This window comes from Paenibacillus xylanilyticus, assembly GCF_047246825.1.
Classification (GTDB): domain Bacteria; phylum Bacillota; class Bacilli; order Paenibacillales; family Paenibacillaceae; genus Paenibacillus; species Paenibacillus xylanilyticus_B.
This window is the reverse complement of record NZ_JBFOLB010000001.1, coordinates 21,923-41,477: the sequence shown is the minus strand read 5'-3', so window position 1 is coordinate 41,477 and position 19,555 is coordinate 21,923. Positions and strand designations below refer to the sequence as shown.

General features: G+C 45.7%; 18 protein-coding genes. 3 read left to right on the top strand and 15 right to left on the bottom strand.

What is annotated here, in order from left to right:
- Positions 1–2: 2 nt before the first annotated feature.
- Entirely contained in the window at positions 3–695 is a 693-nt protein-coding gene (locus AB3N00_RS00195) for a pseudouridine synthase (RefSeq protein WP_413032752.1), read from the bottom strand.
- A gap of 116 nt (positions 696–811) precedes the next feature.
- Between AB3N00_RS00195 and AB3N00_RS00190 the strand changes: the two genes are divergently transcribed.
- Positions 812–1,693, top strand: coding sequence for a hypothetical protein (locus tag AB3N00_RS00190; protein ID WP_413032751.1), 882 nt, complete (start codon positions 812–814; stop codon positions 1,691–1,693).
- 103 nt (positions 1,694–1,796) lie between these two features.
- On the opposite strand, the gene AB3N00_RS00185 is transcribed toward AB3N00_RS00190, so the two are convergent.
- From AB3N00_RS00185 to AB3N00_RS00175, 3 genes are all read right to left on the bottom strand, one after another.
- Positions 1,797–1,979 (bottom strand): YjfB family protein, encoded by a 183-nt coding sequence (locus AB3N00_RS00185; RefSeq protein WP_175399089.1) that lies wholly within the window; start codon positions 1,977–1,979, stop codon positions 1,797–1,799.
- Positions 1,980–2,202: 223 nt separating this feature from the next.
- Complete coding sequence (locus AB3N00_RS00180; protein ID WP_413032750.1) at positions 2,203–3,063, bottom strand: Cof-type HAD-IIB family hydrolase; 861 nt, start codon at positions 3,061–3,063, stop codon at positions 2,203–2,205.
- Positions 3,060–3,593, bottom strand: a complete 534-nt coding sequence (locus AB3N00_RS00175; protein ID WP_413032749.1) for a GNAT family N-acetyltransferase — start codon at positions 3,591–3,593, stop codon at positions 3,060–3,062. Before AB3N00_RS00175 ends, AB3N00_RS00180 begins: the two co-directional genes overlap by 4 nt.
- A gap of 220 nt (positions 3,594–3,813) precedes the next feature.
- On the opposite strand from AB3N00_RS00175, the gene AB3N00_RS00170 reads away from it, so the two are divergent.
- The gene (locus tag AB3N00_RS00170) at positions 3,814–4,974 is read left to right on the top strand and encodes a S8 family peptidase (protein WP_413032748.1); all 1,161 of its coding nucleotides are present in this window, start codon (positions 3,814–3,816) and stop codon (positions 4,972–4,974) included.
- 124 nt (positions 4,975–5,098) lie between these two features.
- Here the strand turns inward: AB3N00_RS00170 and AB3N00_RS00165 are convergent, their stop codons facing one another.
- The 9 genes from AB3N00_RS00165 to AB3N00_RS00125 form a co-directional block, all read right to left on the bottom strand.
- On the bottom strand, positions 5,099–6,544 hold the full coding sequence (locus AB3N00_RS00165; RefSeq protein WP_413032747.1) for a 6-phospho-beta-glucosidase: 1,446 nt from the start codon (positions 6,542–6,544) through the stop codon (positions 5,099–5,101).
- 33 nt (positions 6,545–6,577) lie between these two features.
- On the bottom strand, positions 6,578–8,500 hold the full coding sequence (locus AB3N00_RS00160; RefSeq protein WP_413032746.1) for a beta-glucoside-specific PTS transporter subunit IIABC: 1,923 nt from the start codon (positions 8,498–8,500) through the stop codon (positions 6,578–6,580).
- Positions 8,501–8,857: 357 nt separating this feature from the next.
- Positions 8,858–9,697 carry a BglG family transcription antiterminator LicT gene (gene licT / locus AB3N00_RS00155; protein WP_413035144.1) on the bottom strand — a complete coding sequence of 280 codons (840 nt, stop codon included), beginning with the start codon at positions 9,695–9,697 and terminating at the stop codon, positions 8,858–8,860.
- A gap of 334 nt (positions 9,698–10,031) precedes the next feature.
- On the bottom strand, positions 10,032–10,337 hold the full coding sequence (locus tag AB3N00_RS00150; RefSeq protein WP_413032745.1) for a hypothetical protein: 306 nt from the start codon (positions 10,335–10,337) through the stop codon (positions 10,032–10,034).
- 31 nt (positions 10,338–10,368) lie between these two features.
- On the bottom strand, positions 10,369–11,004 hold the full coding sequence (locus tag AB3N00_RS00145) for a pyridoxamine 5'-phosphate oxidase family protein (RefSeq protein ID WP_413032744.1): 636 nt from the start codon (positions 11,002–11,004) through the stop codon (positions 10,369–10,371).
- A 40-nt stretch (positions 11,005–11,044) separates the two neighbouring features.
- The gene (locus AB3N00_RS00140) at positions 11,045–11,605 is read right to left on the bottom strand and encodes a shikimate kinase (RefSeq protein WP_413032743.1); all 561 of its coding nucleotides are present in this window, start codon (positions 11,603–11,605) and stop codon (positions 11,045–11,047) included.
- A 157-nt stretch (positions 11,606–11,762) separates the two neighbouring features.
- Entirely contained in the window at positions 11,763–12,851 is a 1,089-nt protein-coding gene (locus AB3N00_RS00135; protein WP_413032742.1) for an acyltransferase, read from the bottom strand.
- 139 nt (positions 12,852–12,990) lie between these two features.
- Positions 12,991–13,524, bottom strand: a complete 534-nt coding sequence (locus AB3N00_RS00130) for a GNAT family N-acetyltransferase (protein WP_413032741.1) — start codon at positions 13,522–13,524, stop codon at positions 12,991–12,993.
- Between the two features lie 99 nt (positions 13,525–13,623).
- Positions 13,624–16,263 carry a family 78 glycoside hydrolase catalytic domain gene (locus AB3N00_RS00125; RefSeq protein ID WP_413032740.1) on the bottom strand — a complete coding sequence of 880 codons (2,640 nt, stop codon included), beginning with the start codon at positions 16,261–16,263 and terminating at the stop codon, positions 13,624–13,626.
- 193 nt (positions 16,264–16,456) lie between these two features.
- On the opposite strand from AB3N00_RS00125, the gene AB3N00_RS00120 reads away from it, so the two are divergent.
- A complete protein-coding gene (locus tag AB3N00_RS00120) occupies positions 16,457–17,326 on the top strand; it encodes an AraC family transcriptional regulator (RefSeq protein ID WP_413032739.1) in 870 nt (289 codons plus the stop codon).
- Between the two features lie 25 nt (positions 17,327–17,351).
- Here the strand turns inward: AB3N00_RS00120 and AB3N00_RS00115 are convergent, their stop codons facing one another.
- Complete coding sequence (locus tag AB3N00_RS00115) at positions 17,352–17,918, bottom strand: 5' nucleotidase, NT5C type (RefSeq protein ID WP_413032738.1); 567 nt, start codon at positions 17,916–17,918, stop codon at positions 17,352–17,354.
- A gap of 144 nt (positions 17,919–18,062) precedes the next feature.
- Entirely contained in the window at positions 18,063–19,526 is a 1,464-nt protein-coding gene (locus tag AB3N00_RS00110; RefSeq protein WP_413032737.1) for a glycoside hydrolase family 1 protein, read from the bottom strand.
- Positions 19,527–19,555 lie beyond the last annotated feature (29 nt).

Sequence of the window (19,555 nt, the reverse complement as noted above, 5' to 3'; positions counted from 1 at the left end):
TTCTATTTTAGCCTGGACAAGAGATCATCCAGTTCACGCTTCTCCAGATGTCTCCATTGTCCTCGTTCCAGCTGGTCCAGCGTAATATTCATAATTCGTATGCGCTCCAGTTTGAGCACTCTGTACCCCAGGGCTTTGCACATTCTGCGAATTTGCAGGTTAAGTCCCTGTGTCAAAATGATTCGAAAAACATTCTCGCTATCCGGATATACCTCGCAAGGCTTGGTCACCACGTCCAGAATCTCAACACCTTGGGACATTAATCGTATGAATTCGTCTGTAACGGGTTTATCCACGGTCACTACATATTCTTTCTCATGATTATGCTCCGAACGCATCATTTTATTGACGATCCCTCCATCGTTCGTAAGCAAAATCAACCCCTCCGAGGCTTTATCCAGCCTGCCAATGGCAAAAATGCGTGATGGATAATTCACATACTGAATGATATTCCCCTCGACTTGTTGGGCAGCCGTACAGACAATCCCTATCGGTTTATTCAGAACCAGGTATACGGATTCACGGTCACCCTGTGGAATTGCCTTGCCATCAATGAGGACGATATCTCCGGGCTCGACATCTGCCCCTTTTTCACATACCTTGCCATTGATCGTTATACGCCCAGCTGCAATGAGGCGGTCCGTTTCCCTGCGAGAGCAAAATCCCGTTTCACTTATGTATTTGTTAATTCGCATGTTTCACCGCTTCTCATCTGTGATATTTCCATCATCTCACTTATAATGAAATGAAGCAATGATGGCCAACCGAAAGTACATAGGAGAAGCTAACTGTATTCAGGAAGGAGCTACTCATGGACAAAAAGAGCATGAAAGTGCTAAAAAAGTTATATCTGCATTCGAATGGTGAGTACGACAGAGAACGCGAAGTGATGATATATCAAACGGATACACTTACTGCTGCCGAACAGGATTTATTAATCACACATGGCTGGGTACCCAATGATCTGGAGTTGATTAGCCATGATGAGATCATCCACAAGCTAATTACTTTGCAGCAGAATGAACATCTATCCTGGTCCGCAGTTACCAATGCATTTGTTGCCGGTGTTGGTGGAAGTTTTCCTCGTGGCATAACAACACTGGGAAGCTATCATATGATGATTCACATGCAAGAGCACTCTTATGAACAAGCGGAACGTTTCCTTTCTTGTAAATTCTGCGGATTCAGTCATAGCAATGAGTCATGGGAAAATCTTTCTTCTATCCGCCATGCTCTACATCAGGGTTATGACTACAGTGGGACAAGTTTAGGGGCATATACCGATTTGACAGAGCTAGCCTCCCTATTTGAACAAGGAACGGTTACACCGAGTGATGAGGACGTTCATACGTTCAATCAACTGCTTCGCAGTTTGGATCAGGCAGAGAGCGATGAATCTCCGGGAAAATACGAGAAACGGCTCACAGCAGAGAAACTGGTGAAAGGACATGGTGGCATCCGCCGCAGCATATTGCAATCCTTATCGAGAGTAGGAATTCTGCCGAACCAGGTTCTCTCCCTTGGCGCAAATCACTGGACAAATATCGAAGAGCTTCAGAATGCCGAGTTACTGCTTAGCAATACGAAAGGACGCTCCGACATGGAGATGCCATGGGCGGGCTGGCAAGGTAAACTTGGCGTCGATTGGGACAAGGCCCGCAAGCTATTTGGAGATGTGATTCAACAAAAATAACTACGAAAAAACAAACAACCCAAACAGCCTCAAATCAGTCGAATTGAGGCCGTGTGGGTTTTGCTTGCTGCAAATGGGTTTTAAAAAACATCCTTGAATGTGTCTAAACGGAAAGATCCAGACTGCCTCCCAGATTTGGATGCGGAGCTGGAACTGACTTTAACATTTCCGTAAGCTGTTGCCCTTGCTGTTCTGCCATGTTTTTCGACATTGACATCACTTGCAAACTCGCTGACTGTGCAAGTGAGCTTTGACTCATGGCCATTGATAATGCTGCAATATCCATGTTCTGCACTCCTTTATATCTCTAGTAAATGAGCGTACCTATTATATATCGGACAATGCACCGTAAATATGTAATCCAGCGAACCTACACCATAATTTTTCTCTGCAGCTTACAATTCATGCGGGAGGGTTTAATTCTTAACCATATTGAACCTAGATGCTGAAAACAGACACCTCATACACGAGCTGCCTGTTAATAACACGCTTTTAATTGACAAGAATCATTAAGACTGGATTAATCCATACTTCACAAAACTATGATATAGTCCATCCTCTGCAATGGTTCCGGTAACGTCATCCGCAATGGCTTTCAGACCCGGCTTCGCATTGCCCATGGCAATGCCCACATTGCAAAACTCCAGCATTTCCGCATCATTCATGCCGTCGCCGATGGCAAATGTATCTTCACGTCCCATGCCCAGATGTTCCAGCAAATCTGCAATCGCAATCGCTTTGTGAATGCCAGGAATCATTAACTCTCCGCTTCCCTCTCCAAAGATAGGCACCGTGCACTGAATAACCTCAAATTTCCCTTGAAACTCCTGCTTGATCCGTTCAAACGGAACAACAGAGCTTTCCAGAAAACACACCTTATTGACATCATCCTTGTACAAGTCGGCTTCACCGTAAGTCAGTCCTGAGATAAAGGGATGCGGCTTCCTCTCCTTCTTTTCTCTGGCTGCCGGATCATTCTCCACATCACCGTATATGCGACGTTCCAGATGTGGTTGAAGATTGGCACTGGCGTATAAAGCCGAATTGGATTCCAGATAAAAATCAATTTCATGTTTATTGAAAAAATCGACCATATGCCGAACATCTTCAGCCGTTACTCTTTTATGATAAAGTACATCATTGCCAAATTCCACGTAACCGCCACCTGCACCAATCAGACCATCAAATCCTATGTCCCAGATGGTATCATAGATCTCCGCCTTGGAGCGGCCTGTACATAAATAGAGCAAATGTCCGTTCTCCCTTGCCTGTTGGCAGGCCTTCTGTGCTGACATAGGTATGTTGCCATCATCATCCACGAGTGTTCCATCGATATCGATAAAGACTATTTTTCGTGTCATTGCGTTCATATGCATATGCCCCCAATAACTTTCTCCATGTGAACCGTCTGCCAGTCATCGTTCTCTTCGACAAGAATGGAATATCCTTGACGTTTCCAGAAATCAACGGCACCAGGCAGGAAGCGATGGGTATGTAAATATAGCGTGGTGTAGTGCAGGTCGGATACCACCTTTTCCAGTTCCCTTACCAGCAGAGAGCCAATGCCATATCTCCGATATCTTGAATCCACATAACACTTCACCAGCTCAGCTGCCTCATTCTCAGTGTAACGCCCGGCTACCGCCTTAATTCTTCCATCATATGGCAAAATACCAATGGAACCGACAATCCCGGCTTCCTCCACTACAGCTATCAGAAAGACCGCATCGGTCCTGTCCATATAATGTTCTCTGAATTGCAGCAGATCTGCAGGTAACTGTCCATGATCCATCATTGGAAATACTTCTCTGCGGACACGCATGGCAAAATCTACGGCATCCTCAATCTGGTTCAGCTGAACCTTCATTATCTTGGGTACGGTCTGGAATTGTGTCAACATTTCTCATTCCTGTTCTCTATATATTAGTGCCTGGATGCAGGCTCATACGAACCCTTCATTTCTTCGGAGCCCGCTCGCTTCAACCCATCTTACCGAATTAATTTCATTCTATCAATCTATCTATACTCCTAACCAAAATGCTATAAAGCCCACGCGATCTGAGAGATTCTGCATACGATAAGCCGTGTCACCATTTCAATTTCATAAGGGGGAAGAACCGATGTGGTTATGGCTTGGTATCTCTGCCGCAATCCTGCTCGCTATCGGATACGTATATCGTTACGTGGAAGACATCCTTGAAACCAGAAAATTTCATCCCCATGCTCCCAAGCAGCTCTTAATCAAATTCAAAGATGGCACCACTCCAGACCAAATGCAATCCTTGCATAAAAAAGGAAAATGTAAAGTTGCCGAAACATATGAAGATCTGGGCTGGTATCGGGTAGAATCAAGAAAAATCATGCACCGTATGTTAAAAAACTATAAGGATCACGAACTCATCGAACATGTAGAACCCAATTATCTCGCCCAGGCATCTTATACCCCCAATGATCCTTACTTTCCTTATCAAAACAACCTGCAAAAAATTAACGCGCCTGCTGCCTGGGATATCAGCCAGAGTAACAGCTCCATCAAAATTGCCATCATCGATACGGGAGTCCAACTGAACCACCCCGAGCTCGCCAGCAAGCTTCTACCCGGTTATGATTATGTCAGTTATGACGCCATCCCCGAGGACGGCAACGGACACGGCACACATGTCGCCGGGATTGCAGCTTCTGTCACGAATAACGGGGCCGGGATCGCTGGTGTTGCTCCACTCGCGTCCATTGTTCCCATTCGTGTGCTGGATGACAACGGGATGGGGACCATGGGAAATGTGGGGAACGGGCTAGTTTATGCTGCCAACAACGGAATACAGGTGGTCAATCTGAGCTTGGGCGGACCTGTCGGCGATGCCTTTTTGCAGGCTGCGGTGCAGTATGCCTGGGATCGTGGCGCGGTCATTATTGCCGCTGCCGGCAATGACAATACCTCTTATCCCATTGTGCCTGCATCCTACCCCAACGTTATCGCCGTCGCCTCCACCAACCCTTCTGATCTAAAATCCAACTTCTCCAACTACGGTTCATGGGTCGATATGGCCGCTCCCGGCGACAGCATCCTGTCCACGTATATTGGCAGCTCGTATGCCTACATGAGCGGAACCTCGATGGCTGCGCCACAGGTCGCAGGTGCGGCAGCCTTGCTTGCTGCCCAGGGCAAAACCAATGCGCAAATTCGAGACGCATTATGCTTCGCCTCCGATCCGGTATCGGGCTCTGGTGTCTACTGGCAGTATGGTCGACTGAACGCACATCGGAGTCTGCAAGTGCCTTAACTGGGTTCTTTTAAATGTAGAGTGAGATATGCTTAGTCCGTTGTTTGTTTCACAAAAAGGAGCAAGCCCGTGTATAACACGAGTTTGCCCCTTTCTTTTTTTGATTTCTTTCATTTACAGATGATCATTTGAAATATTGTGCGCCTTGATTAGCAATAATCTCTTTGTACCAATGGAAACTTTTTTTCTTCACCCTTTTCAGTGAACCCGAACCATCATTGTTTCGATCGACATAGATATACCCGTACCGTTTCTTCATCTCTCCCGTACCTGCACTGACCAGGTCGATCGGTCCCCAACTCGTATATCCGATAATCTCCACACCATCCTGAATGGCTTCTGCCATCTCGGCAAAATGGCGATCGAGATAGTCAATACGATAATCATCTTCAACAGTGTTATTATCCAACAATACATCGGTAGCTCCAAGTCCATTTTCGACAATAAATAATGGTTTGCCGTAGCGGTCGTGCAGCTGATTACAGGTTATTCTCAGCCCTTTCGGGTCAATTGTCCATCCCCACTCTGATGCATCCAGATATGGGTTTTTTACTGAACCAAATACATTGCCTTCGGTCGAGTCCTTTAAAATCTCCGGATCCGTGCTTGTACAGCGGCTGGCATAATAGCTGAATCCAATATAGTCCACCGTATTTTGCATAAGAATGTCTGCATCTTCCGGCTGCATCTCAATATGAATGCCATGTTCTCTGAAGAAACGCTTCGTGTAGCCCGGATATGCACCTTTGGACTGAACATCTATGAAGAAAAATGATTCGCGATCCTGTTCCATCGCCTTCCATACATCATCCGGATTGGACGTGTATGGATACACCGTGCCTGCGGCCAGCATACATCCAATCTTTGCAGACGGAATGATCTCATGACAAGCTTTGACGGCAAGTGCACTCGCTACCAATTCATGATGCGCTGCCTGATAGAGGATCTGCTGCTTGTCCTCCCCTTCCTGAAGTACTATGCCTGCACCGATATACGGGAGATGCAGCAGCATATTAATTTCGTTAAACGTCATCCAGTACTTTACTTTGTCCTTATATCGGTTGAACAACGTCTTCGCATAGGTTTCAAAAAATTCAATCATCTTGCGGTTTTTCCAGCCGCCATAAGTCTTCACCAAGTGTACAGGCACATCGAAATGGCAGATGGTAACGACAGGTTCGATATTATATTTCAGCAATTCATCGAAGACATCATCATAGAATTGAAGTCCAGCCTCATTGGGCTCCACGTCATCTCCATTCGGAAAAATCCGGGCCCAGGCGATAGAAAGCCTGAAACATTTGAATCCCATCTCTGCAAATAAAGCAATGTCTTCCTTGTACCGATGATAGAAATCAATGGCTTCGTGGGAAGGGTAGAATTCGCCCTCTTTGGGTTCAAACGAATCCAGGTTGCCCATCGCAATGGGGAATCGATTGGGTCCAACCGGGATCAGATCGACCGTAGTCAATCCTTTGCCTGCTTCCAGATAGGCGCCCTCCAGCTGATTCGCTGCTGTTGCTCCTCCCCAGAGAAAATTCTCCGGGAAGGAAGTTAACTTTTCAAACATCAAGATTTTCCTCCTATTCGTTCTAAAGGTTGATTAGCCAAGCACCGTCAGCAATTTGTCTTTTTCATCCACAGATACATTTTTTGTGCCCACAACATCGAGATAATTCGAAGTATTTGTAATAATAATCGGTGTTACGGTCTCATAACCGGCATCCTTGATCGCTTGCAGGTCAAACTCCATAATCAGATCGCCTACGTTAACCCGATCTCCATCTTTCACATGAGCATTGAAATATTGGCCTTTCAGCTGAACGGTATCTTGTCCGATATGGATCAGCATTTCTACGCCATCATCCGTTACAAGTCCGATCGCATGTTTTGTGCGGTATACCGTTTGTACGACACCAGTGACTGGGGATACCACTCTGCCATTGATTGGACGAATCGCAATCCCTTTACCCATATGCTCTCCGGCAAAAGTAATGTCGTTGATATCTTTCAATTCAACAACCTCACCTGCCATTGGGCTGAAAATTTCGAATTTGCTGTTCGGATTTGGATCAAGTACAGGTGTTGGCTCCGAAGCAGGTGCAGGTGCTGCAGCAGCAGCATCTTTGAAACCAACGACATACGTAAGAACGAAACCTAGAACGAATGCAACGGCTGTTGCTACAAGTGCCATGTAGAATCCGGAATCAACGCCTGTTGCCGAGTTAATGAAGGTTGGATAGCCGAATACGCCAAGTCCACCAAACATGTACATTTTCGAACCGAAGAATCCCAAAATGGCTCCGCCAATTCCGCCTGCAATACAGCTCATGATAAATGGTTTTTTCAGTGGAAGCGTCACACCATAGATCGCCGGTTCGGTTACACCGAAGATGCCCGAAATGAAAGCTGGAATGCTCAATGATTTCAATTTGGCATTTTTAGTTTTCAACATAACTGCGAGTACCGCACCAATTTGAGCAAAGGAAGCGGCGAACGACATGGCAACCACCGGGTCAGCTCCGGACGTACTCAGGTTCAGAAGCATGACTGGCACCAGACCCCAGTGAAGACCGAACAATACGAACACTTGCCACAAACCGCCGATTACGAGTCCTGTAAGGAGTGGGCTCAGATCATAGATGCCTGTTGCACCTGCACCGATCAATTGTCCTGCCCAAGTGGATACCGGACCAATAACAAGGAATGTTGCCGGAACGATCACAAGCAGAGTAAAGAATGGAACAAGGAACGTGCTAACTACTTTAGGAATGATATTTTTGAAGAAACGCTCGACTTTTACTGCAAAGAAGGTAGCGATAATGATTGGAATAACCGATGATGAGTAATTCATCAAAATAACGGGAATGCCCAGAAACGTGATGTGAATCGGTGATTCAAACAACGTACCCGTGAACAGGGTGTACAACGGATCTCCGGCAGTCAGACCGGACAGCGTAGGATAAACCAGTGTAGCACCGATGGCCATACCCAGGAACGGTGTACCGCCAAACTTCTTGATGGCCGTATAACCAAGGAATACCGGGAAGAAGTAAAACAGACAGTCACCCGTTGCATTCAACAGTTGGTAGGTTCCTGATGTGTCGGTCAACCATCCAAAGGATAAAAACATGGCAGTAAAACCTTTGATCATCCCTGTTGCAGCAAGTAAACCAAGCAGCGGTGTGAAGACACCCGAAATCATGTCGATAAATCGGCTGAACAGCCCTACTTTTTTACCCGATTCTTCCTTCGTTTCTTCAACTTGACCTTCCGTCGGCAAGTTGCCTACTTTTACAATGGCTTTATATACATCCGGCACTTCATTGCCGATTACAACCTGATACTGTCCACCACTCTGCATAACCGTAATTACACCTGGCAGATTTTTTATCTCTTCCGTTTTAGCAACGCTTTCATTTTTGAGTTTAAAACGCAATCTGGTTACGCAGTGGAAGACGCTGTTCACGTTTCCGGAACCACCTACACGGGATAGGATGTCTTTGGCCAGTTGATCGTAATTCATAGTAATTCTCCCTCTCTAAGTAGACTCCCCATGCTTGTGAAACAAAGAAAACCTGAACTACTGAACATACACAACGTGCCGGATGATCCGGAAACAAGTCATGTTATTCAGCAATTCAGGTTTTGCCCTTAATGGTTGCAACCCTGTAAGGCTGTACACAGCGATATTCGGTTGTTACTTCAACAACTTCATCTTAAAGTAAGTTGCAACCAGTCTATACTGACCTGGAGTGATCGGCATTGCCTGATTGAACAGTTACAAACCGATTTTTGTATGCGCTTACTTTATGGATTTATAATATTATAACTTCTGCAGTTTTGCAAGCGTTTTTTTAAGAAAAGATTTTGGTCTTTTAATTTACTCGGAAGTGGCGTGCACCACACGTTCGATGTGAATCGACAGATACATCATTTCCTCGTTAGTCAGTTGATATGTGTAGTTGTTTTCAATGAATTTTTTGATTTTCTCCGAGCATTTATGCGCTTCAGGATATTTTTTCTGAATCAGCTCATACAATTCATCATCATTGTTATTTTTGTAGTGCTTCCCCTTTACCAGACGCTGGGCAAAAAATTTCAAATGTGTGACAAATCGATAATAATTCAGCGAATTTTCGTCAAAATCCATTTTGAAATGGTATTTGATAATGGTCAGCACCTCTTGCATCACCTGAGTCATGCTTCGAATATTCGGCATTTCTTCGTTCAAGGCTGCATTTACAAAATGCAATGCCATAAAACCGGCCTCATCTTCCGGTAAAAGGACCCCAAACTGATCACAGATCATGTTGAGCGCTTCAAGTCCCACTTCGTATTCATCCTTGTATAACTGCTTCGTTTCCCAGAGTAACCCATTTCGTATAGGCAGATTTTTGCGGTAACGCTCAATCGCGAAATGAATGTGATCTGTAAGATGGAGGTAGATGCTGTCATTCAGTTTTTTGCCCAATTTCAGTTTGGCATAAGCGATAATCTCTTCGGAAACTTTCATGTATTCCAGTGGTATGCTGGAGATTAATGTTTTAAAGTTTTCCTGGATATCTTCATTCTGTAAAGTAAAGATCTTGTCAATAAGCTGCACTGCAACCAGATCACCTGCCCTCTTTTGAAAAGCAATCCCCCGGCCAATGACGATGACTTCCCGATCATCCTGAATAGCAACTACAGCATTATTGTTCAGTACCTTCTCGATTTTCACTTTATCCACCCCAATATACAGAAAAAGACAAGCCACACCTGCAACGAGGTAATAGGTCCTGCCCTTCTCAACTTCAATATCAACGATATGTGCGTTCATGGTATTACAATTTTCTACATTCTGCAACAATAAATTTAATTTGGTTCCGATCGAATTATTTTATTCGCTCCAATCTTCTATGTACCGAAATACGATTCCAAAGCTGGTCAATTCGTAGAAGATGGCTGAAGCGGATCCGTTATTTTTTGGCATACATAAATTATTTCATAGCACTCTTCTGTAAGGGGCGTGCCGTTCCAGTCCCTGTACAAGTACCTCCTTCGGCTGACTAAGTTCAATCCTTGTTCTTTTTGCTTTCCTTCTCCAGCTCAGCTTCGATTCTCTTGTTAATGACACTCATCTGATCGGAACTGAGTTGATCCACTTGCTTGAACTCTTTGTCGAATTCGTACTCTTTGGATTCCTTATTGTTCATCAGCCCCAAATGATTTTTAATCGCACGAATGTCCTCACGAAGATACAATGTATTACGATAATTATCCACCACAAGACCGAGTATAATGCCAATGACGATGACAGTGCCATACGGGACCAAAAGACTGACAATGGCTCCTGCAATTATCAAGACCAATATCAACAAATGATTCCACCTCCTCCTGCTGAGAAACGAATCAATACAATCGTTTCTCGTATGTTTCTTTTAGCGAACGTGCAACTTCGTCCTCTGTAACGCCCAACTTGCCAGCGTGCGCAGCGATAATACGTGCCGGTTTGGGCAACTGCTCCTTGGCAGGCCAGCTCTCAGGTTCCCATGTGTGCGAACGTTTAAACGCTTTGCCACAATGCATATAACATTCTTCTACCGTCACTGCAATGCCAAGTTTAGGCGTTTTGCCTTGTGCCTGCATTTGCGTCATAAGATCCCTATCCTGAATGATCGCTGCTCTGCCATTGATGCGCAGAGTCTCATCAAGTCCGGGAATAACGAAAATCAACCCGATGTGCGGGTTGGACAGAATGTTCAACAGCGAGTCAAAACGTCGGTTACCTGGTCGTTCCGGAATCACCAAATGCTGCTGGTCCACGACGTGCACAAATCCTTCACCGTCACCTCGGGGAGACACATCACATGAGCCTGAGCGATTGCTGGTTGACATAAATATTAAGCCAGATCGGGCTATAAATTGCTGACAATGCTCATCCAGATACGTAATCGTTTTATTCTTCACCAATTCTCCCGGATTACCACAGATCTCTCTGAGGACCTCTTCCGATGCAATAATGTCTTTAAATGGGTTCTTATTCATGGTAAACCTTCCTTTCTACCTGACGAGTCGATTTTGCAGGTTATAAATCAAACCTTTTTTTGATCGCCTCGGCTACCTCTTTAGGGCTTTTATGCGTATTATTAATTCGAATATAGTGCTCATGCGTGATTTCTCCAGGCGCTGAATTCAAACGATATTTCCTGATACTCTCGAGCAAATCTTGTTCAGACCATTCTACGTTTCGCTTCGTTGCCTTATGCAGAAGGCGGTGCGGACTACGGTTACGATCCAACCGTTCCGAGGTGTCTGCTTCCAATTCGACATAACACACTTGCCCACCTTGAGAGGAAAACAATTCACTAATGCTACGAATATACGCTGTGTCCTGCTCCAGATCGAACGCCCACACATATGTAAAAATCAAGCCGGGAAGATTACTCTTCGCCACTTCTTCAAAAATCTCCTGTCGGAACAGACCCACAAGTCTTTTCCCTTGAGGGCTACCATAACTGAAATAGGGAGATACAAGTTCAATCGTCATGTGATTGTGAAACAATTTCAGATCCGTGATTTTCTCCAATTCCTGCCCGACTGTCATTTTCCCCACAGCTTGCGGACCAAAAATGATAACAAATTTCATCCGATCACTCCTCATTTGGACAACTATACCATTTGAATTTTCTGGACATTCATCCATATTACCTCTTTAAAAGCAAATTAAAAAGAGATTTCAAGCCATCCCTTTTAATCAGGAGCCTGAAATCTCTTATCCATATGTTAGTATACCTGAATCAAGGTTATCTTCCGATCAACGCCCATCCCCATCTGATTCGCCGCAATCCAATCGCTATTGCCCATGAGAGCAAAAGCGCTGCGATATATGACAGAATAATGCCAAGACTATAATGGTGAGCCAGTGCCAACGTGAATTCACGTCTCCAGAACATCAGCACTAGTGGGTGCATCAAGAATACACCGAAGGCGGCTGTCCCCAGTGAATTCAGCAGGCGAGTTGTCATGCGGGTTCGATCCCGTTTTCTTGCATACACTCGTTCACACGTCATCAACAAAAGCAAACAGGCAGAAAGTGTAAACAAATTGCGGAACAAAAATAATAACGTATAGGTCATGATCGGAAAAGCGGCAAAGGACGTTTTTATGTAGTCACTGCCATAAATGAAAATGACGCTCCCACTTAAAAAGGCCAAGATTAGCAAATAGCGATAAGCACGCAGTTTCTTCAACGAAACATCGAAGTTCAAGCCAATCCAGGCGCCAAACCCGATAACAATCAGGTAACTTGGCAGCAAACTTCCCATTCGCTCGAAGTGAAACTGCAGATGCAATGCATAATAGATAGCCTGTGCCGCAATAAAGAATAAGGGTAAGCAATGTTTAAATAAACGATATCGGGTCAGCAAAAGAAGCAGTGGAAATATCGCATAAAACTGAAGAATAATAAGAAAAAAGTATAAATGCGTATGTGCTGTTCCTGTCAGCAATTGTGTAAGGAAGACCAACAAATGAGTCATCGGATCATGGCCTGCCAGCAGCTGTTTAACCAGAAAATAAATCAGGGACCAGATCAAATAAGGCACAAAAACATATAACAGACGTTTTTTATAGAACCTAAACATCCAGCCCTTTTCCTTCGTTCCGGCACTGTAGTTGTAGAACAATACAAGGGAGGACAGAAAGAGAAATGCAGGCACCGCAAATTGCAGAAAACTGTTCCAGAAATAATAAAAATCATGATCGATCGATTGCTTGGGATAGTGCGCAACTGCTGTGGATGTTGCATGGATGGCAACCACTGCCATGATGGCAAAAGCCCGATAGAGATCCAGATACTCAATTCGCCGGGGCCGATTAACCGGTTGATTCATAATAAAACCTCACTTATGACTGATATAGGATGATAGTTTCCGGCCGCAATCCAGATTCTACGCTTCATTGTAATCAGCATGCGAGAGTTATACAATCGATATCCATATTATTTTCGCCATTTTACATCATTATTCAACATCATTCGACATCGCCAATCCAGAATCGCTCCACGACGTTTCCGTCCGGCTCTATATAATCTTTATCTTGTACACCTCCATTGCGAAGAATGACTTTTTTGGAAGCTGTATTGTATGAGTCACACACAACCAGCACTTTGACAATACCGAGCTCCCTTGCCTTATCCAGACTCAGCTCAAGAATCCGTGAACCATACCCGTTCTGCCGCTCTCCCGGGCGAATTCCGTAGCCGATATGTCCACCACTGTTGAACAGTTTCTCGGTAAGCTCATGCCTGATATTTACGGCTCCCACCACATTGTCGCTCTCCGTTACCAGCCAGTATGTACTGTCCTTCACCCAACCTTCAGGGATGTCCATTCCTTGTTCACTTCGACGTAAAGAGGCTATCATTTCTTCAAAATCACTGGGATCTTTGGCAATAACCCAAGGTACCATCAATTCTCCACTTTTGAGCCAGTCCTGATAAAATGCCATGTAAGCTGCTTTATACACAACTGAGGGTCTAACCAGTCTGACTTGTTCTTTTACCATATGAAGTACACTCTCCTCATCCTGATTTCTATATGCAAAAAGAAAAGAGGACCTGCGTTTAAGCAGATCCTTTCCCGGGTCTAATGTTCTGCAGTTATACTATTTCACGATCACGCCATCAGATTCCTCCACACATTTGTATGTGAACTGATAACTTCCAGATCCCAATTCGATCTTAACAAGAGATTCTATCGTTTGAACTCCCTGAATATAAGGCACCTCGTTTAAAGGAAGCCCGCTCTCCAAAATCGTCTGCAGGTCTGCGCCCGGCAAAACAACAGTCCCTGTTGCATTCGCAGGAATGGTTACATGCACCTCCATCCCCTTGTTTTCCCGGCGATACCAGCTTGATGCCACACGACCATACATCGTGTCGAGACTTGCTTCGACCCACTCCATCCCAGGACCGGGCTCTGGCTCGATGTGTACAACATGAAAGCCCGGATGTTGTTCATCAGAACGAATGCCTGCCACATAACGATACAACCATTCACCAATGGCTCCGTACGCATAATGATTGAATGAGTTCATGTCTGCACTCCAGAGACTTCCATCTTCTCTTATTCCGTCCCAATGTTCCCAAACGGTCGTTGCCCCTTGCGTAACCTGATATAGCCATGACGGGTAATCTTCTTGAAAGAGCAAGGTATAAGCCAGATCGTGGTGGCCTGTATCGCTGAGAACCGGGTTCAAATAAGGAGTGCCCACGAAGCCGGTTGTCAAATGATTTCCCGACTCTGCAACCAATTTTCCCAACTGATCGATGGCTCGTTTCCTGGCAGTGGAGTCCAGCAGATCAAAATGAAGAGCGAGAACATGGGCTGTCTGTGTCGGAACCGCGATTTTCCCCGCAGGTGTAACAAATTCCTCCCGGAATGCAGCTACAATGTTGTCATGTAACTTGTCATAATATGCTGCATCTCCATCCTGGCCGAGTACGACAGCCGTTTTTTGCACAAGTGAGACAGAATAGGCATAAAACGCGGTTGCCACAAAATCCTTGTCTGTGGCACCGATGTAGCTGTCCGGCTTGGAGTCCAATCCCAACCAGTCTCCAAAGTGAAAGCCGGTGTTCCACAAATATGGATTGCTGCCCTGCTCATGGATATACTGGACCCAACTTTTCATACTCTCATACTGTTCAGCGAGCAGCCTGACATCCCCATACATCTCGTAAATGGTCCACGGACAGATTACCGCCGCATCTCCCCAAGCAGCCGAAGAGTGGTTGGTATCTCCCCATCCCTCGGAAGTTGAACTCCTCAAATCCGGAACAAAAAAAGGAATACCTCCATCCTCACCCTGGTCCGCTCGGAGGTCCCGCAGCCATTTGGTGAAGAATGGTCCTGTGTTCATCAGATACGAGGCTGTCCGGACAAACATCTGTGCGTCACCGGTCCAGCCAAGACGTTCATCACGCTGCGGACAGTCCGTAGGAACATCAAGAAAATTCCCCTTTTGCCCCCACAGTATGTTGTGATGGAGCTGATTCACCAAGGGACTGGAGCACTTGAAATCACCTGTTCGCTCCATGTTGGAGTGCAGTACCACGCCTGTGAAACGATCCAGGTCAACCGCTTCCGGGAAACCGATAAGCTTGACGTAGCGAAATCCCTGAAACGTGAAATGAGGCTCGTACGTCTCCGTTCCCCCGCCCTTTAAGGTGTATTGAATACACTGCGCTGCTCCTCGAAGATTATCAACATAGAAGTTGCCCTCATGATCCAAAATCTCGGCATGTCTTAATTCAACCGTATGCCCTGGTTCACCCTGGATACTGAATTTCACCCAGCCCACCATATTTTGTCCCATGTCCAGCACCCGTTCTCCCTGAGGTGTTGTGAGCAAGGCAATGGGCTTGAGCTCCTGTACTTTGGTAACAGGAACATTCTCCTGAGCGACGATGATCTCTTTCGTATATTCAAGCCGTTCGACGGGAGCCCATATGGTCGAAGAAGTATCCGTCCAATCCGCCTCCATCCGTGCGTCGTATGTCTCCCCCATATAAATGTCCGACATGCGGATGGCACTGCTCGCTGTCGTCCAGTCCTCATTGGACAGAATGCGTTGTTCCGATCCATCAGCATAGTGAATATGAAGCTCCAGCAGTAAGGCTGCCTCAGCTCCAAATATTTTCTGCTCTTTGTTCCATCCCAGGTGCCCTTTATACCAGCCATCTCCCAGATAGGCACCTAGAATATTGTTTCCAGCTTGAAGCAGATTCGTGACATCATAAACCTGGTATTGTAATCGCTTACCATAACTGGTCCAGCCGGGTGTAAAATAGTCCTGCCCTACTCTCTTGTTATTCAGATGCAGTTCATATAACCCGAGGGCGGTCACATATATTCTCGCACTGGCTATAGGCTGTTCCAGTTCAAACGTGGTACGAAGACGAGGACAGGATGAATCGTGCTCGTCAATCGGTCTCGACGTAATCCAATTGGCCTGCCAAGCATTCGTGTCATCCATCAGTCCCATCTCGAAGAAAGCTGTTTCGGACCAGGCAGATTGCTCCCCTGCCGCGTCCCAGGCACGGATGCGATAAAAATAACGATTTCGAGCCTGAGGGAGCCAATGGTTTAATTCCACATATATGGACTGATCCGAACTTACTTTGCCGGAATCCCATTCAATTTGTTCATGCCCTTCAGTTAGGGACAACTGAATCTGATAGGCTGATTGTACACAGTTGCGCTGGTCCGATTGTAATTGCCAACTTAATCTGGGCGATTTCACGTCCAGTCCAATCGGGTTTATTTTATACTCACAACGAAGATGACTAACGGTCAACATAGGATATACATTCCTTTCCATCGTGGTTTCCAACACGGGCTTACGCTATAATTATACTGATCCTGCCACCGGAAATACCCGGTAACGAGGACTGTTTAACCCGGTAATTCAGCCATGTACACAAGGAGGCTAAGACGTGAACCCATCTATACATCTGTTCAAAAGTGAATTCTTTTTCAACTCTGATCTGCAGCTCTTTGTCAATAGATGTACCGAAGATTTCAACGTTCCCTTCCATGCTCACGATTTCATAGAGTACAGCTACGTCGCGGAAGGCACCGGCTTTCATCACATTGATCAGGATATTGTTCCGGTTCAGAAAGGCATGCTTTTTGTCATTCCAGTTGGGATTCCCCATGTGTTCCGTCCCGCATCTTCCAACGTCTCAGAGCATCCGCTCATTATATATAACTGTCTGTTCAACTTGGAACTGATTCACAAACTGGCAGCCACCATTCAGGAAGAGGACATTCGAGGCCACCTGATCGATCTGGCCCAAAATAGAGTCCCTTATGTATCCATTTCAGATCAGCATCAACAGGTCGAAGAACTGATGGTGAAGCTATACCGTGAAACTTCGGTTACGGTCATCGGTTCTTCCACCATGTTATACACACTCGTTAGCCAGCTCGTCGTGACAACCTACCGGCAGCTGCATCTGAAAATGCATGGTGAACAAAGGCTACCTGCTGATTTTGATCATATCCTTCACTATCTCGATCAGCACCTAAGCAAGCGAATCCGGATGAGTGATCTGTCAAACCGTTCCGGCTGGAGTGAAAAGCAGATTGGCCGCATGTTCCTTAGTTATACGGGACAGACGTTTAGCTCGTACCTGCAGCACCTGCGTATACAAAAAAGCCGTGAGCTCCTAAGGAATTCACAGCATAAAGTCAGTCTCATCGCTGAGCTGGTCGGATACCGGGATGTAGATACATTTTACGCCGTCTTCAAACGGATTACGGGTGAAACTCCGCTGGTATACCGCAAAAAATCCAGAGTCTGATGCTCTGGACATTTATATGCCTGGTCTAGATATCGGTGGTCTGAAACAGATCATCTATGTATGTTTTGGCACCTTTCCAACTGGACATTAAGGGAAACGGATACTGCTCCCGTTCACTTCCATTCCACGGATGGGGTATGCAAATGACTTTTTTTCCCTCATTCCAGGCTGGAATCAGGTTATGTGCTCCATCATCAATTAACAAGTCAAAGTTAATCAGATTTTTTCGTTTACATGTGATAAACTGCTCTGCCGAGATAAAAGGCATATGGCGCTGAAGCCAGTTCCACTTCTCCACTACGGTTTTTGGGTCTGCTGCCGTCACAATAATAACATCATACGCTTTATTCAGCTTTTCCATCTCTTCCACAACGTACTCGTCGTACAGCTCCAGCTCCTCAAACAGTCCCGGTCGACCATAAAAAACGTCATGAGTGCTATCCGGATGTCGCAAGTGGGATGTATCCCAATGAATCATATCCTCATAACGCAGCGGATGGGTCGGGAAGTTGATGTTGTTGTGATAAATGGCTCGCTTGACCAGATGACAGATCGTATCATCCATATCTACGGCAATGATTGGTTTTTTCATGTTATCCCTCCCCAGTACGAACACAGTATATCACCCCGGGTGTCATGAAGCTATTCTTTTTACAATCATACCCACTGTTCACACCAATAAAAAAAGGCGCCCCACGCGCCGCTACAATTGCTGCGCTTGGGGCTGCCCTTGGAATTAAGCCAAATCTTCTCCGTTGGAAGCAATGACTTTTTGATACCAGCCAAAACTCTTTTTCTTATACCGGTTCAAGGTGCCTTGTCCGTTGTCGTCCTGATCGACGTATATTACGCCATAACGCTTGGACATCTCAGAAGTGGATGCACTGATGATGTCGATCGCTCCCCAGTTCGTATAGCCCATAAGGTCTACACCATCCATAACCGCTTCCTTCATTTGCGTAATATGCTTTCTCAGATAGTCAATCCGGTAGTCATCGTTAATGGAGCCGTCTGCCTCAACCGTATCTTTGGCACCAAGCCCGTTCTCCACCACGAATAAAGGTAGTTGGTAACGATCGTACAACTCTTTGAGCGCCACGCGAAGGCCAATCGGATCAAGCTGCCAGCCCCATTCTGTACGTTCCAGATTCGGGTTTTTGATCGTGCTGTACAGATTGCCTCCGGTTACTCCATATTCCTCAGGATTTACGGCAGATACCAAGGAAGTGTAATAACTGAACGAGATGAAATCAACCGTGTGCTTTTTCAAAATCTCTTCATCGCCTGGTTCCATAACAATGGAAATTCCATTGTCCGCCCAATAACGAGCCATGAAGGTTGGATAGCTTCCGCGAACCTGTACATCCGTATGCAGCAGGTTCAGCTGATTATCAATCTGTGCCTGCAAAACATCTTCCGGCTTCGATGTAGCCGGGTAATGAATCATGCGAGCAAGCATGCAGCCAATCTTGAACTGTGGATTGATCTGACGTGCTTTTTCCGTAACCAGGCTGCTGGCAACGAATTGGTGATGAAGAGCCTGATACGAAGCCTGCATTACGTTATCCACACGGTCTTCGATAATGCCTCCACCTGTGAACGGTTCAATAATGGTCGTGTTGATTTCATTAAACGTCAACCAGTATTTCACTTTGTCCTTGTAACGGGTCATTACTGTTTCGGCGTATCTCACAAAATGTCCAATGACTTCCCGGCCTGCCCAGCCGTTATATTTGAGGACCAGCGACATTGGCATTTCGTAGTGGGACAACGTCACAAGCGGCTCGATCCCGTGTTTGTTCAGCTCGTCAAACACTTCGTCATAGAAGCGCAATCCCTCTTCATTAGGCTCCGCATCATAGCCGTTCGGGAAAATACGCGGCCAGTTGATTGACAGACGGAAAGTCTTGAAACCAAGCTCTGCGAAGAGCGCAATGTCCTCTTTGAATCGATGGTAAAAATCAATTCCGTAACGTTTTGGATAACCCTCCGCACTATGGTGGGCCATCGCTTTCTCAACAGTCGCACTAGTCACGTGCATGAGTTCTCTAAGATTGGTGTAGTCTTTTTTCTCAAAATAGGGAACCATGTCCGCCGTGGACCAACCTTTGCCACCTGCATCGAATCCACCTTCAGCCTGATTGGCGGCAATAGCGCCGCCCCACAGAAAACCTTCCGGAAACCCTTGTCGATTGATCATGCGTATCTCTCCTCTTCTCATTGATTTAG